The organism is Microvirga ossetica, assembly GCF_002741015.1.
Lineage (GTDB): Bacteria > Pseudomonadota > Alphaproteobacteria > Rhizobiales > Beijerinckiaceae > Microvirga > Microvirga ossetica.
Map to the genome: position 1 here is coordinate 4,498,695 of NZ_CP016616.1, position 14,875 is coordinate 4,513,569.

Sequence of the window (14,875 nt, forward strand, 5' to 3'; positions counted from 1 at the left end):
AATCGCCGGTCCCTGCCGGCGACGGGTGACCCTTAGGCCGGCATGAAACAGGTAGGCATCCGATGGACGGTGCCGGTTCTGACGGAACTCGCCGCCGGAGCCTCATTGGTGGGCCCCGGCTCGGGTCGCAGCTCATGGTCATGCATGACGCAAGCCCCCCTCGCGAAGCGCAGGCTTCGCAAGACGGACAATTGCGGTCGCTTAAGGTCGAGCGGCAGGGGCATGACGAAGGATTCAAATCAGTGACGATGCGGACATGTAGTCGGCTTCGCGGCAAATCTCAATGCGGGAGATGTGTCGCAGGGGAAGTTTCCTCAGCGATGACAGGTCCCTTGAAAAATAACGCTTTCAGCAGTGTCTTCCAGCAATCCGTAAGAATTGATTAACCATGAAAGCGCATCCTCGATCATGCGAATCCAAGCGGATGTCTCGCACGGCCGACAGGGGGAGGTTTATGACCGACAGCACTATTGCGCAAAAGATCAACGAGAGAATCGAAGCGGTCAAAAAAGTCGTGAACCTCATCGCTCAGGCGGGCAGGGGAGACGACCTGCACGATCTGCGCGTGCTCCTCATCAACACCATGAGCCTGCTCAAGCGCGATCCGGGCATCGAGGCCGCCGTCGACGATCTCTATGCCTCCGCGGCGGTGCTGGTGCAGGATGCCTCGACCGGCATTCCGCCATCGGCACGATCGCTTCGCCTCCTGCTTTCCGCCTCCGACCGCTTCTCCGCACGCCTCTCGACGGCAGCTGAACGGATCGGTCCGGAGCCCGAGATGCGACTCAAAGGATTGGAGGCAGCCTATGCGGTTCAGCTGGAGCGCTTCTCCATGAAAGCGGAGTTGGACCCGGTCGGTCAGGTTGCCTGAAAGCAGCACGATCCTGCGGCTTCATTCGCCCCCCGCCATCCCCGACAAGCTCTCGCTGCAAATGGCATCGGGAGCTTTTTCGTTTGGGATGGCTCCAAGGTCTTGCCAAGCTTTATCGCGATGAGCTGCCCTCCCGATCTGTGCAATCGAGCTGCTGAGGCGATTGAGCTGATCGACGCATTCCCGTTATATCGTTTTTGACGTGGCTCATGCCCTATGATGTACCGAGCTGTGAGACATCATCCGAGAAGACAGCCGCACCGGCGAGGTTTGATGCCGAGGGATAAGGCGAAAAGAAAGAGCGCCCCGTATGGAAACGGGGCGCTGAGGTGAGGGAGGACCACGAGGATAAATTTATCCTAGCGACTCCATTGTCCGTCGCAGTGAGCCAGGTCACACGAGCGCTATGGTCATGCCACGAGAATGGCGGCAATCGAACCGCCGCGAGCCAAGTCGCCCGGACGTCCTGTCATCGAGACTTGAACCGCAATTCGGAAAGCATTGCTCAGCCCTGTGTGACTTTCATCTCAGAGCACGCCGCTCATTCCGGTTACCATCGCTGAATTGCAGGAGGTCGGCATGTGGGCCATTTCGCATATCGTGTTTGCGTATCTGCACTTCGTTCCAGGCGGCAACGGCGGCTGGACAAAAGGCGACGATTATCCCCGGTTCTCGACCGAAGATCGTCGGGAGATTTTGATCCCGATCGAAGCCTATTGGCGGCGCGTGGGCTGATCGACGGCAAGATGATCCGATCCGCAGGTCGGTAGCTTGAATAGGACGATGTGGAACCCGTGCGGAACGAGGTTCCGGTCGCTATCGTGAATAAGCAAAATCGTTCGATTTCTCTCAGCAGGAACTATGACTTCCAAGGCTTCCTGCATTCCCCATTCAAACCGGGCACCCATTCATGGGTCGGATGTGATCTATCGCGATCGACATTCTTGGGATCGTTCGTGCGCGGCCTCTAAAGCATTTTTCCGGCGAGGCGGATCCGGTTCGCCGTCAAAAATGCGGTAAGCCAAAGAAGAGAGGCGATTCTACGTCAGTGGAAAGAGTCCAGCTGACTTCATCAATTGATGCAGTCGGCTCCTGTCTGAAGGACCTGATGGTTCAGGCCCCGATCTTGAGCGTGAGCGACAGCAGTGTCTCAACCGTTCTTTCTCGGCAGAAGTCCAGCTTTGACATCGGCCGCCGTCACGACTTTGCGGAACACGGTTTCGCGGAGATAGATCGAGTTGAAGACCGACTTGCAGTCGCTTTTACGGATAGACACGAATGACTTTTGATTGCGCTTCATGATGTGCTCCCGTTTTCAGGACAAGAGCTGATTATCCCGAAATCCCGGCTGGAACTGTGCCTGTCGTCACAGTTGGGGGGCGACTCCGGGAGCGAGGCTTGGGTCGGGGTTTCCGCTGCGCCGGCCTGTCGATCCGGCACTGTGATGCCGGTTACAGATGTCGGTCCGGATTTTAGGCATGAAGGTGTATCGAGGTTTCTGGCACGCAGGAGTGGATGCCATGTACAAGTGCACACGATACTGGGCCCGCTACATGAACACGATGGCGCTGTCGCGCAAGGTTACAGATCCCTCGAAGCGAAAGGCCCTGGTCCGTGACGCCTATATTTGGCTCCAGCGATATTTCGAGGCGGAGGAACAGGAACTCGCCCGACGGCGCGTCCCGCTGGCGCAGCGATAATTTATCTCCATTAAGGGATATCAATTCCATGGCGTCCCGCAGCACGAGGCCGTGCGCCGGTCCTACATAAGCGCAGTCCTGCCTCTCACCGAACCGATCAAATTCGGGAGCTGATTCATCGAAGAATGTTCTTCGGAATGAGAAACCCGGCAGTCATGTTTCTGACCGCCGGGCTATCATGGTTGGGCAAGCTTATCGCCGATTCGACCGGGGGCCTAAAGCTTGGCGCGCTGATGGCCCCCCGAACGCGCCGTTACCGGCGATGGTCCCGTACGATCGGAGGCGGGCGATGGTCGCGCACGATCGGACCACGGGGCGTGGTGCTGACGACCACCCCTCCGGAATAGGAATCCACCGGCCGGCGATGATCCCGCACCACAACACGGCTTGGCCTGTCCCAGAGATCGCCGGGACGTGTCGTGACCCGAGGGTCGCACGCCTCGGCGGTCGTGACGCCAATTCCACCCAAAAGCAGAAGGGACAGCACTGCCCCCAATCGAACGCGATAAGTCTTCGTCATTTTCCAACTCCTCTGAAAAGGCCATTGCACCTTCCAACCCTACACGGAGGGCAGACCTGCCAATGTGAGGCCCATCACAGGGGTTGGAACGAACGACTCGATGCCGCCGAGTGGCACGCTAATTCCAGACATCCTCGCGACGTTCAGAGACTCCACCTCGGAGATCCCAGCGCGTGAAAGGAGCTAAAGAAAAAGCGCCCAGGCTGAGCCGGGGCGCTGAGTTGACAGGGGAGGAACTCTTCAAAAGTAGCCCAGTCCCCGCTGACGGACTGTGTGCTGAATCACACAACGAATTGTGTGACCCTCGTCACGGAAGGAAGGCACGCCAGGAGCCATAATTAGCTCAATTGAAGGAGCTCGTGATGACACTCACAATTCTCGATCCACGAACCGGTCAGAACGTAACCATATCGATTCCGGACAAGCCGAAGAGTCGCGTCAGAGCGTGACCGCACACATGCTTTGAAAGAATGTGGCCCGGACGCCGGGCCATTCGGGGAATGGTGGAAAAGAGTATGAATCTCAATCGGCACCACCACGAGAAGGCCGCCAAGGCGGATCGTCTCGCGGACGATCCATACATGAGAGCGGAAATGCGCGTGGAACTTCGCTCAGTAGCGCGCAGATGGCGTCACCTAGCGGAGCAGGCCGACTGGCGCGCTCGCCGGACGCGCTTTCCGAGGCTGTGAAGCCTATCCAGACCTTTTCCTGAAATGCAGGTTCAATCGAAATGATGGAATCGTTGCCCATGGGAGCAGCGCTTCTGTCGGGAACGGTCGCGCTCAGCTGAAACGCAGGTGCTCAATGCGAGGCTCGATATGGTATTTATGAAAAGCTGGGCCGTTGCGGATCTCAGGGCCGGACGGCGCTGGAAGGCGATTGCTTCGGGCTTGGGCACGGAAAAGCGTCGTGACCAGCCTCGGCCTTGGAGGACTGGATGTAACCTGTCCCCCCAACCCTCCGTCAATGAATGGTCGGCATGACGTCGGCGAACGGGATCAGCAGCATCTCCTCGTCGTCCTCATCGCTGACATAGACGTGCCAATCCGTGAAATCGCGTGTGCCATAGGCTCCCTCGACGAGGATCCGCGCCAAGGAGAGAGCCCGGTCCCGCGCTTCGATCAGGTCGAGAACCTCCGATCCATCACGATCGATGAGGATTTCGCCAGGGCCTGCGCAGTGGAAGTACAGATAGAACATTTGAGCCTCCATCTCGATAAATCCACTCTCGCACGTGTCCATCCCGGCTTCTGTGACCGTGATCACGGTTCCCAGGAGTGTCCGGTGGCATGGTCGGTCTCAATGGAGCCCGATCATGTCCCGTCGCATCCTATGCATCCTCGCTCTCCTTTTCGTGGCCGACGCGATTGCCGTGAACGGCCGCGGTCCGCGACCGGTCGTATTGTCCGGCAAGGAAGTGCTCGATGTGACCAGGCTCACCCGCATGCAGGTTTCACTCGCGGCTTAAGCCGATCCCGCCTCTGTGATCGTGGTCACAGAAGTAAAGGCCGGTTTCGGCGATCTTAGGAAGGAACTCAGGAGGTAGTCATGGTTCTCATCGTCTTGGATCGACTGACCGACCAGCCCGTCATCGTCTCCGTTCCGGTCCGACCTGCCGTTCTCATGGCAGAGCCTGCGATCGTCATTCGTCCCCGTCAGTTCGCAGGGAGGTCGTGATGAAGCGTTCGAAACTCTCCGCCATGCGGCGCGCGCGACGCTGGGTTTTGCAAGAGCTGACGGCGACCAAGCCGTAGCGGTCAGATTTCCAGACTCGGACTGAGGCCGCTCTGTCAAGCTTCCGAATAGACTCGACAGGGCATGGACAGAAAGACGGTTCAGCCGATCCGTCGAACGCCGCGGGAATGGGCCTTTATTCCTCCGCCCCGAATGCCATGCGGATCTTTCGCATCGTTTCCGCCCCACCGTCGGCTCCAGAGCCTGAACGGTGTCCTCGCCGGTTGAGAGAATCCCTAATTCATATATAATTGCTTGGCTTTCGGCTTGGGTTGCGCGTTCCATTCGCAAGACCATTCGAGGGAGGCGCAACGGTGCGTCTCGGTGGAGAACAGATCCAAAGAGATTCGCCGTTTTTCTCGGCTCTCTCCGTGAGTTCATTTTTCTCCGCGCTCGGATCCGAGGCGATCGCACAGATCGCGAGCTTATGTACGTCCCGGAAGATGCTTGACGGAGAAACATTGTTTCTCAAGGGCGATCCTGGCGATGCTCTTTATGGCGTCCGGCGCGGGCAGATCGTCATCACGACGACGACCGATACAGGCCGGCAATTCACGCTCAACATCCTCGGAGCCGGTGACATTTTCGGCGAGATCGCGCTGTTGGACGGGCACCCTAGAAGCGCGGATGCAATCGCTTCGGGTCAAGTCGAGCTCTTCATGATCAGGCGGAGCGACTTTCAGGAACTCCTCAAGCGTCGGCCGGAGATCACGACAAGGATCATCGAACTGCTTTGCGAGCGCCTCCGCTTCTCGAGCGAGCGGTTGGAAGAGGCGTCCCTCCTGTCGCTCAAGTCCCGGTTGGCGCGACGCTTGTTAAAGCTTGCGGAGGATTTCGGGGATGAGATCGATATCACCCAGGAAGACCTCAGCGTCCTCGTCGGAGCGGGACGGGAAACGGTCAATCGGCAGCTGCAGAAATGGCGGAAGGGCGGGGTTGTGGAGCTCGGGCGGGCCCGTGTGAAGATCATTGATTCACGGCGCCTGCAGCAGGAGGCCGTCGAGCGCGATCGGGAATCCGGCTGAGTTCGCCTGAACGAGATCGCCGCGGCAGAGGATCAGGGAGCAATGGTCTCCGGCGCCGACAGACGAATGCTCATTTGTCGTTCGAAGACGTGAGAACTGTGCCGGCAGGTTCGAGAGTGAGGTAGACCCAACCGGTCGCCTCGGCGCTTTCCCGCTTGATGTATCGGTATCCCGTCTTGAACCACTCCAGAACCTCATCCGTCTTGTTGTCGAGGATGAGATCCCCGCGATCCGTGCGGACGGTCAGAACCGCGTGACCCTCGCCATTCTCATCGATGACGACGGTCATTCTCAGGGCCCGGTGAGGAAGGCCGGCTTCGCGTAGCATCTTGCGCTTGAGGAGCTGGTAATCCTCGCAGTCGCCCATTCCGTCGGTCGGATAGCCCCACAGATCGAGGAGGCCCCAATGGTTATGATCGGTCACGGGGATCAAGGCGCGGTTCACGGTGAGGTTCACGGAGGTGAGAAGAACGGCAAGCTCTTCGGTCAACGGGAAAACTTCCGGCTGGCTCTCATCGACGACGCACTCGTCCGGGGTTTGGTTGCAGAACTCGACCCAGCCAGCGAGAGGCGGAGCTTCGTTATCCCGAAAGAGATTTGGGCCGGCATTCGCGGAACTCATCGCCGCCAAGAGCGAGGCCAGAACGATCCAAAGCCGCCTTCCCATTTCAGCCTCCCTCGGGAGATGATGTGATCAGGCTGAAAGGGAGCATCCCGTTTGGCCGATCCGCTAATGGGATCAGACTGACCTTTTTCGTATCTTCCTTCTGTGCACGCGGTCACAAACTTCCGCCAGAGCATCGGACCCAAGAGTGGCACCACTTTTGGGGCTCAATCCGATGCTCCACTCTTTGAAAGGTGCATCGTTGGACGCGGCCCTCTGGGTCCGCACGATGCGCTGGCGCCGGATCGATGGCCCGATGCCGTACCGCGCCTATAGGTATTTGTCGCTGATATCGATGGACGATGCGGTCCCGACTTTCGCGAAGTCGCCCCGCAGCCACGCGTCTGCTTTCTCGCGGCCGATCGCGTGCAACTCGGTGAGGAATTCCCAGTCGGCATTCAGCTTCGAGGCTGCACCGAGATGCTGCATGACTTCCTCGGCCTCAATCGCATGCAGTCTCACCTGCCTAATGTCGGGAGTAAGGACGCGTCCCTCATTCACGAGCCTGTTCAGGAATTCGACCGCGCGCACTTCTCTCATCAGGGAGGAGTTGAAGCTGATTTCGTTGATCCGGTTGAGAATCTCGGCGGCCGTTGTCGGGACATTGGGGCGGCCGATGGGATTGATGTGAACCACCACGATATCGGACGTTTCACAGCGGTAGATCAGCGGGAAGAGGGCCGGGTTTCCCATGTACCCTCCGTCCCAATAATGCTCATCGTCGATTTGGACGGCCTGAAAAATGAACGGCAGGCAGGTCGACGCGAGGACGACCTCGGCGCTCATCTCGTGGTTCTCGAAGACACGGATCTTGCCCGAGCGGACATTGGTGGCCGACAGAAACAGTTTGACCTGGGGATTACGCCGCAAGAGCTCGAAGTCGACCACCCGTTCGAGCACGTCGAGGAGCGGATTGTAATTGAACGGATTGAGTTCATACGGCGAGGCCACCTGCGTCAGCATATGAAAGAAAAGAAAGGCGGGCGAGGTATCCAGGCTGCGATTGCCCGTGAGGCGATCGAGGAAGGAGGGTTGAAGGGGGCTCAGGCGAGCGGCGCATGAGATCTGTTGCCAGAACTCCTGCAACGCCCTGCGGGCTCCGGCCCGTCCCCCCTCGATCAGCCCGTATGCGCAAACGACCGCGTTCACGGCCCCCGCGCTCGTGGCGCTGATCCCGTCGAAGGCGATGGCGTCTTCCTCCAACAGGCGGTCGAGCACGCCCCACGCAAAGGCCCCGTGCGCTCCTCCGCCCTGGAGCGCCAGATTGACCGATTTGACCTCCTGTCCCCGCGCGGAACGGCTTTTGCGGGAAAAGCTGCGGTCGGCCCTGTTCATGGTCGCCTCTTGGCGTCGGGATCGCCCAGTGTCCTTATCCAAGAGATCTTATATGGCTTGGATCCTCCGTGACGAGGGTGCGAACTGGGTAGGACACCCGTTCGCTCTGGCCGAAGAATTCAGCACGATCGTGCCCCATACGCGTTGGGGCCACGCAGGATCCTGCGTGGCCCCAAGGTTTGAGAGGAGCGGGGCGTTTCTCGATTACTCGCGGAACGTGACGGCAATCTTGTCGGCGAGAGGCTGCATCAGATAGGTGATGATGCGCCGGGAGTCGCCGCGGATCAGCACGTCGGCCGGAAGCCCCGGTGTCAGCTCCTTTCCATCCAGCTTGCGCCGCTCTCCCGGAGCGATCGCAATTCTGACAGTGAAGTAGGCCTGTCCGGATTGCCCGCTGACAACCTGGTCCGGTGAAACGTTGGTGACCGAGCCTTCCAGTTCCAACGGCGTCGGAAGCTTGAACGAGCTGATGCGAATGGTCGCCGATTGGTCGAGATGGACCTGATTCACCTCGTCGGGCCGGATCTTCGCATTCACGATCAGAGGTTCCGCGCTCGGGATGATCGACATCAGCTTCTGGCCGGGGCTGACGATGCCGCCGATCGTATGCACCATGAGTTCGTGGATCAGCCCCGTCCGCGGCGCCCGGATGTCAAGCCGCTGGAGGCGGTCCCGGGCGGCCGAGAGCTGCTCCTCGGTCTCGGCAAGGCCGGCCGTGACGGCCTGCAGCTGTCTCAGGACCTCGGATCGTGCGTTTTGAGTAAGCTCGGCAATCTTGAACTGGATTTCCGTGAGCTGGGAGCGGGCGCCTGCAATGCGGGCTTCGAGGTCGCCCATCTCGCCTTTCAGGCGGCTCACCTCACGTTCCGTCTGGCGCAGAACGGGGCGCCTGATCAGACCTTTGCTGTCGAGCATGCGCTGGTCGGCAAGCTCCGCTGTCACCTGGACAAGTTCTTCCTTGAGCGCCCTGTATCTCTCGCCAAATCCATCGATCTGTCGCTCAACCTGATGCTTGCGCTCCTGCTGCTGAGACAGCTGGCTCATCCGCGTGAAGCGCCGCTCGTTCATAAAGTTCTCTTCAGCGGCAAAAGCTGCTCTCAAAGCGCTTTCCGCCTGCCTCGAGGGCATCGTGATTTCAGGTCGCGCGATTGCCGTGCGGTCCAGGTTCTCGGCCTCGAGGCGGGCCTTCTGGGCGGTCAGGTCGATGAGCTTGCGTTCGAATATGCTCGCATCGGCCGTAACCTTGGCGGCATCGAGCCGGACCAGGACTTGTCCTTCCTGTACAAGCTCCCCGTCCTTGACGAGGATCGCTCCGATGACACCGCCCTCGAGATGCTGAACGGCCTGAGCGCTCGACTGCACCGCGAAAGTGCCCGAAGTGACGACCGCGCTGTCGACCTTGGCGGCGACTGCCCAGCCGCCGATGCCGAAGAATACAGTGAACGAGCTGAACATGAACCAGCGCATCAGCCGGCGCATGGAGGAGGAATTGGCGACGAGATCAGCTTCGAACTCGGTCATGGCGCGCTCCGCTGTATGGGTTGCCGTCGCCTGCAGGGCGACCGGTCAAACAGGCTTTCGGTTCTCGCACGGGGCCGGAAAGCCCGGTGCTCGTTCCTGCATTCAGGCTGGCACGCCATGCCCTCCGGCGCTGTGACCCGGTTCACAGATGCTCGTTCTTTGTGCTGGCGCATCGGTTGGTTCGGCACGATGCACCAGCTCACGACGCGCTAGCTCACGACGCCGTTCGCTCGCTGGGCCCGGGTTGCATCCAGGCTGGTGACCGTCGCGTTGCCTTCGGACGCGGCCGTGCCGGCTGGGACGGGTGACAATTGGGGAGCCGATTGCGTGTTCGTGGCCTGGGGCACCTTGTGCGGTTGTCCGATGCGGGGGAACAGGGCGGCAAGAACCTGCTCCTTCGGGCCGAACATCTCGGCGCGGCCGCTGCGGACCGACAGGATCTTGTTGGCGGCGAAGATGGCGCTCGGCCGATGGGCGACGATGACGACGATCTTGCCTGCCTGGCGCATCTGCTGGATGGCGTCATTCAGGGACTGCTCGCCGAGCGGGTCAAGGTTGGAATTGGGCTCGTCGAGCACCACCAGGAAAGGATTTCCGAACAGAGCGCGGGCAAGGCCGACGCGCTGGCGCTGGCCGCCCGACAACGTGGTTCCACCCTCGCCGACCGGCGTATCGTATCCCAGGGGGAAGGTGAGAATCATGTCGTGCACGCCCGCCATCTTTGCAGCTTCGATCACCTGTTCGGCCGTCGCGTCCTTGCGAAAGCGCGCGATGTTCTCGGCAATCGTTCCGTCGAACAGCTCGATGCTCTGGGGAAGATGGCCGATCGCATTGGCGAGTGCTTCCGGCGAGTACTGGCCGATCAGGGCATTGTCGAAGCGCACCTCGCCGCGGGCCGTCGGCCAGGCGCCGACCAGGGCGCGGACGAGCGTGGACTTGCCGCAGCCGCTCGGGCCGATGATCCCAAGGGCATCGCCCGCTTCGATTTCGAACGACACGCCGGCGACGGTTGCGACTGCTCCGCCCGGCGGCACGATCGCGACATCCCGGACCGACAGGGCGTGGTTCGGGCGCGGCATGCCGTGCTGCTGCTGTGCAGCCTTCGGAAGCTTGGCGGAGAGGGCACGCAGGCGGCGGAGGGCCTGCCAGGCGGCCGACGTGCCGCGCCAGTTGCCGATGACCAGATCGATCGGCGTGAGCGCACGGGCGAGGATGACCGAGCTCGCGATCATGGCACCCGGCGACATCAGTCCGTCGATGACCAGAAAGGCTCCGAGCGCAAGCATCGCCGATTGCAGGACCTGGCGAATCGTCTTGGAAATCGCGCTGAAGACGCTGGCGTGATCTGCAAGATCGCGCGCATGGGAGATCGCGTTCACGTAGCCGCTGCCCCAGCGCTTGCAGAGATCGTCTCCCATGCTCATGGCCGCCGCGGCTTCGGAATTGCGCCTGGCGTCCAGGAGAAGGGTCATCGTTGCCGAATGTGCCTGGGTTGCAGTCTTGACCGTGCCTTTGGTGACGAATTCGTTGACCAGGCTCAGGATCACGAGAAGCAGAGCGCCACCCGCGGCTGCAAGAAACAGGATCGGGTTCACCAGGAACAGGATTGCGAAGTAGATCGGCATCCAGGGAAGGTCGAGAAGTGCGACCGGGCCAGGGCCCATGAGGTAGTTGCGAATGATCGCGAGATCCTGAAGCGGGTCATGGTTGCGGGCGTGCGGTCCGAAATGGAGCGGCAGCTTCAATGTCGCCTCGAACAGGGTCGGCGCCAGCCGGTGGTCGAAGGTGATGCCCACACGCGCCATCAGCTTGCCGCGCAGTCCTTCCAATACGCCATAGAAGGCATAGAGCAGCAGGGCGAGGAAGGTGAGGGCGGCCAGTGTCGGAATGCTCTTGCTCGACAGGACCTTGTTGTAGACCAGCATCATGAACATCGGGCTGGTGAGCATCAGGACGTTGCCGAGGCAGCTGATGGCGCTGATCCCGATCAGCGGCCTCTTGAGCGCGCTCAGAACGGTGCGGAGTTGGACTTCGGCGCTGTTCCTCATTCCATTCTTCATTGTGGGCGTCCTTGTTACGAGTCATCAACGCGAACTGAAATTGTGCCGAGCGAGGGGTCTATTGGCGATGATGGTTGAACTTCGCGCCAAGCGCTGTGACGTGCTTCACAGGCATTTCAGATTGGAACTCTATTCCGCGCCAAGACGAAGGGCGGCATTCCGGGCATCGGCACGACCATATCGCGTGGATTGCTCAATCGACCGGATTGGGATGGGACGCCGCGATGCCAAATAAAAAGAGCGCCACCGGCTGTGAGCCGATGGCGCTCGTGGGAAGGTGTGTCTTAGCCCTGGACGTTGAAGATGTCGGCGTCCTGGTTGGTGAAGGCAAGGGCGTCGCCGCCTTCGCCGAGGAAGCCGGGGCCGCCGAGCGCCGTGGTCGTCGCCACCTGCGTGATCGGGCTGGCATTCACGTTGAGGTCGGGGCCGAAGTCATAAGCCGGGCCGCCCCACGGGAAGTAGTCGTGGTCGCTCATCTGGATGTTCGTGCTGTCAGCATCCTGGTTCGTCACGGCGATGGCGTCGCCGCCGCTGCCGAGAACGCCGGGGCCGCCGACGGCGGTGGTGGTTGCAACCTGGGTGATCGGGCTGGCATTCACGTTGAGGTCCATGAGCTATCCTATCTCTATCAAGTGTTGCGCTTCGTACCGCCTGAGATACGTTCTCCGTTGGCGATGAATGGACTTTGCACCACTTCCCAAACGGACACTGTGAACTGCTTCACACCGAAAGATCTTTTTGAGAAAGAGCGAAATTTTCTTTGATCCCTCCAAGTCGCTCAGGGTGGTTCACGCCTTCGAGCGATGACTATTCTGACCCGGAGTCGATAGAAGAGCAGGGTGGGGCGGATGGAAAAGGGTGCCGGCACCTAGAGGAAATCGCGGGCGGTGCGTTGCGGATTTGATGTCTCGAAATGAACAAGGGCCCCAAGATGGGGCCCTCGAATCTTGCGGGAAGACGGTTGCCGTCTCCTCACTTCGTTCAGGCAAAGTCTGGAAGATTCATGAATCCGGCAAAATTTTCGGTCGATGCCGACTGGAGGCCGATCGCAGTAACATCGCCTCCGACATCGATGGTACCGCCGTTGGAGGCGTTCAGGAGAGCCAGGGTGTTCTGAATCTGCGTGATCTGGATCAGGGTGTTGAACTCGACGTTGAGATCATCGATCGCGAAGACGATGACGGGCGGAGAACCTCCAGCAGGGCCGAAGTTGTTGGCCAAATGACCCCAAAGCACCGATTCGAACCCGCCGGCATCATCCCAGGCGGCGTCACCCCAGCCAAGGTTCGCGCCCTCATGCTGCATGGGCGGGGCGGGAGCGTCTCCGTGGTTATACCCGTAATCGTCATGGCGGCTGCCGAAGTAGGGGTCTGGCGCATCGCGTCGACCCCCGCCTTCATGATTGTCGCTCCAGCCCCCACGCATGCGCTCGTGAGGTTCGTCGAACTGGTTCCGAGTGTGATGACAATGGGACATCGGCTCTCCTCGATTGCGGCCCAATCGGTCGATCACGCTGATCGCCCAGCTGAAATCGGGGCGCGGTGTCCCGGGTGTACCACCCGTGCCGGTGCCAGACAGTGAACTGCATCACACTTGGCCGTACTTTCTTCGGGCGCTCGTCGGCAAGCTATCTTTGCACCCGGTCTCGTCGGCCGGTATGCTTGGCGGCCGCTCCACCTTTGTGGGAACTCGACCATGGCTGAGAATACGACGGCCGGCACGGATAAGGCGGTCAGGCTCGAAACGCTCGACATCTTCAAGGCTATCGATCCTTCGACCGTTGAGCTGATCGCCCGAAAGGCTCAGACCCGGATGCTGGAGAAGGGCGAGTTGCTGTTCAACGTCGGCGACACGTCCGACGCGCTTTATGTGATTGCCGACGGGCGGGTTCGAATCTGGACGGTCTCGGCCGCGGGAGCCGAGGTCACACTCAACGTGCTGACGACCGGCGCCGTTTTCGGCGAGATCGGCATGCTGGACGGTGACGTGCGGACTGCAGGCTCCTCCGCCATGTTGAAGACGCGCCTGACGAGCATCGCCCGCCGAACCTTCTACGAAGCCCTGGACCGGGACCCGCAGCTGGTGCGCAACGTGATCGATCTGCTGTGCAAGCGCCTCAGGTGGACCAGTGCCCGGATGGAGGACGCCACCCTGCGCCAGGCACCCCAGCGTCTCGCGCGGATACTCGGCCATCTTGCCAGAGACCATGGCAAAGCTACGCCGAAGGGGATCGAAGTCGTTCTCAAGTTGACCCAAAGCGAGATGGCTCAATGGACGGCGATGTCGCGGGAGGGATTGAACAAGGTTCTGAACCGGTGGGCCGAAGAGCGCCTTCTGACCCAGGATCGCGGCGGGCTGATCGTTCACGATCTCGAACGGATCGACGAAATAGCGGAATTCGGCGAATAGGCTCAGTGGCGCCGGCGCGCCACGATCTGCTGGGCGCGTGCGAGGAATTGCAGGCGCTCGTCCTTTGCCGGAATCTCGCGAGCGAGGTTCTCAGTAAGTTCCGTGAGATCCGTCAGATTTGCGGCATACCGTTTGACGAGCAATCCGGCGACAGGGCCGAGATAGGTCGTCAGGGCGTGGGCGAGCTCGGCAAGACAAGCCTGGAGAGGAGCGGAGTCCACAGGAGCCGAACGGGCAGGGGAGTTCTCCGGCACCGCGACATCGTCAGGCAGCGAAGCTGTATCCACGGAGCGGGCAGGGACGACGAGGGGGGCTGCTTTTGGCAGGGAAATCGCTTGAGGCTCGGGGAAGGCGGGGGGAGGAAATGGTGGAGCGTCTCTCACTTCCACCCTCGCCGGCTTCTCTGCCGAAGGCACGGAGACCACGGTCCGGTCGAGGGGCTCGATCAGGCTGGCCGTCGCGTTCATGTCGGCCATAGCGGGCGACATCTCCACGCTGAATGTCGTGATCCGCCGTGGACTGTGCTTGAGATCGAACACGCCGCGCTCGCCGAAGGTCGCCGAAATGCGGGGCGCCACGGCTTCCATGACCGCTGCCGATACGAGGATGCCCCCGGGGTCCGCGAGGCTTTCGAGACGCGCCGCAATGACCAGGGTTTCGCCGAAAGGAAGATCGTCCTGGAACAGGACGTCGCCGAGATGGATGCCGATCCGCAGGCGGACCGCGTCGAACTTCGTCATGGTGGCGAGGCGGGCTTGGGTCTCGAGTGCACAACGAACCGCATCGACGGCGCTTTCGAAGAGCGCGAAGAGGCCATCTCCAGGCATCCCGAAAAGCCATCCGCCGTGGGCCGCAAGCTCTTCCCGGGCGATACGCCGGGTCGCCCACAACGCATCGAGGGTGTTGGTCTCGTCGACAGAAACCAAACCGCCGAAATTCGCCATGTCGGCTGCGAAGACTGCTCGTAGGCGTCGGACTCGCTTGCCGGAAGGGTGCGGTACATCGGGTGCCAGATTGTCCATCACGCTTTCATCGG

Annotated in this window: 17 protein-coding genes; 7 read left to right on the forward strand and 10 right to left on the reverse strand. The window is 60.7% G+C overall.

Annotated elements, in window-relative coordinates; genetic code table 11:
* Positions 1-454: 454 nt before the first annotated feature.
* Entirely contained in the window at positions 455-871 is a 417-nt protein-coding gene (locus tag BB934_RS21525; RefSeq protein ID WP_099511453.1) for a hypothetical protein, read from the forward strand.
* A 579-nt stretch (positions 872-1,450) separates the two neighbouring features.
* Complete coding sequence (locus BB934_RS47195; RefSeq protein ID WP_157934251.1) at positions 1,451-1,606, forward strand: hypothetical protein; 156 nt, start codon at positions 1,451-1,453, stop codon at positions 1,604-1,606.
* A 415-nt stretch (positions 1,607-2,021) separates the two neighbouring features.
* On the opposite strand, the gene BB934_RS47200 is transcribed toward BB934_RS47195, so the two are convergent.
* Positions 2,022-2,171: a hypothetical protein gene (locus tag BB934_RS47200; protein WP_157934252.1), complete on the reverse strand. Its 150-nt coding sequence runs from the start codon at positions 2,169-2,171 to the stop codon at positions 2,022-2,024.
* Between the two features lie 220 nt (positions 2,172-2,391).
* Between BB934_RS47200 and BB934_RS21530 the strand changes: the two genes are divergently transcribed.
* The gene (locus BB934_RS21530) at positions 2,392-2,571 is read left to right on the forward strand and encodes a hypothetical protein (protein ID WP_157934253.1); all 180 of its coding nucleotides are present in this window, start codon (positions 2,392-2,394) and stop codon (positions 2,569-2,571) included.
* 253 nt (positions 2,572-2,824) lie between these two features.
* Here the strand turns inward: BB934_RS21530 and BB934_RS47205 are convergent, their stop codons facing one another.
* A complete protein-coding gene (locus BB934_RS47205) occupies positions 2,825-3,091 on the reverse strand; it encodes a hypothetical protein (RefSeq protein ID WP_157934254.1) in 267 nt (88 codons plus the stop codon).
* Positions 3,092-4,054: 963 nt separating this feature from the next.
* Positions 4,055-4,291: a DUF6894 family protein gene (locus tag BB934_RS21540; protein ID WP_099511456.1), complete on the reverse strand. Its 237-nt coding sequence runs from the start codon at positions 4,289-4,291 to the stop codon at positions 4,055-4,057.
* 115 nt (positions 4,292-4,406) lie between these two features.
* Between BB934_RS21540 and BB934_RS47210 the strand changes: the two genes are divergently transcribed.
* The 3 genes from BB934_RS47210 (at position 4,407) to BB934_RS21545 (ending at position 5,850) form a co-directional block, all read left to right on the forward strand.
* Complete coding sequence (locus BB934_RS47210; RefSeq protein WP_157934255.1) at positions 4,407-4,559, forward strand: hypothetical protein; 153 nt, start codon at positions 4,407-4,409, stop codon at positions 4,557-4,559.
* 80 nt (positions 4,560-4,639) lie between these two features.
* A complete protein-coding gene (locus BB934_RS50250) occupies positions 4,640-4,768 on the forward strand; it encodes a hypothetical protein (RefSeq protein WP_257792362.1) in 129 nt (42 codons plus the stop codon).
* Positions 4,769-5,268: 500 nt separating this feature from the next.
* Positions 5,269-5,850: a Crp/Fnr family transcriptional regulator gene (locus BB934_RS21545; RefSeq protein WP_418294715.1), complete on the forward strand. Its 582-nt coding sequence runs from the start codon at positions 5,269-5,271 to the stop codon at positions 5,848-5,850.
* 70 nt (positions 5,851-5,920) lie between these two features.
* Here BB934_RS21545 and BB934_RS21550 read toward each other — a convergent pair whose 3' ends face one another.
* From BB934_RS21550 to BB934_RS21575, 6 genes are all read right to left on the reverse strand, one after another.
* Complete coding sequence (locus BB934_RS21550; protein WP_099511458.1) at positions 5,921-6,517, reverse strand: transglutaminase-like cysteine peptidase; 597 nt, start codon at positions 6,515-6,517, stop codon at positions 5,921-5,923.
* Between the two features lie 267 nt (positions 6,518-6,784).
* On the reverse strand, positions 6,785-7,849 hold the full coding sequence (locus tag BB934_RS21555; RefSeq protein ID WP_099511459.1) for a patatin-like phospholipase family protein: 1,065 nt from the start codon (positions 7,847-7,849) through the stop codon (positions 6,785-6,787).
* A gap of 204 nt (positions 7,850-8,053) precedes the next feature.
* Positions 8,054-9,370 carry an HlyD family type I secretion periplasmic adaptor subunit gene (locus BB934_RS21560; RefSeq protein WP_099511460.1) on the reverse strand — a complete coding sequence of 439 codons (1,317 nt, stop codon included), beginning with the start codon at positions 9,368-9,370 and terminating at the stop codon, positions 8,054-8,056.
* A 209-nt stretch (positions 9,371-9,579) separates the two neighbouring features.
* The gene (locus BB934_RS21565; protein ID WP_237050041.1) at positions 9,580-11,418 is read right to left on the reverse strand and encodes a type I secretion system permease/ATPase; all 1,839 of its coding nucleotides are present in this window, start codon (positions 11,416-11,418) and stop codon (positions 9,580-9,582) included.
* 296 nt (positions 11,419-11,714) lie between these two features.
* A complete protein-coding gene (locus BB934_RS21570; RefSeq protein WP_099508874.1) occupies positions 11,715-12,041 on the reverse strand; it encodes a hypothetical protein in 327 nt (108 codons plus the stop codon).
* A 370-nt stretch (positions 12,042-12,411) separates the two neighbouring features.
* The gene (locus tag BB934_RS21575; RefSeq protein WP_157934256.1) at positions 12,412-12,906 is read right to left on the reverse strand and encodes a hypothetical protein; all 495 of its coding nucleotides are present in this window, start codon (positions 12,904-12,906) and stop codon (positions 12,412-12,414) included.
* Between the two features lie 219 nt (positions 12,907-13,125).
* On the opposite strand from BB934_RS21575, the gene BB934_RS21580 reads away from it, so the two are divergent.
* Positions 13,126-13,839, forward strand: coding sequence for a Crp/Fnr family transcriptional regulator (locus BB934_RS21580; protein ID WP_099511463.1), 714 nt, complete (start codon positions 13,126-13,128; stop codon positions 13,837-13,839).
* 2 nt (positions 13,840-13,841) lie between these two features.
* Here the strand turns inward: BB934_RS21580 and BB934_RS21585 are convergent, their stop codons facing one another.
* The gene (locus tag BB934_RS21585) at positions 13,842-14,861 is read right to left on the reverse strand and encodes an adenylate/guanylate cyclase domain-containing protein (RefSeq protein ID WP_099511464.1); all 1,020 of its coding nucleotides are present in this window, start codon (positions 14,859-14,861) and stop codon (positions 13,842-13,844) included.
* Between the last annotated feature and the right edge of the window lie 14 nt (positions 14,862-14,875).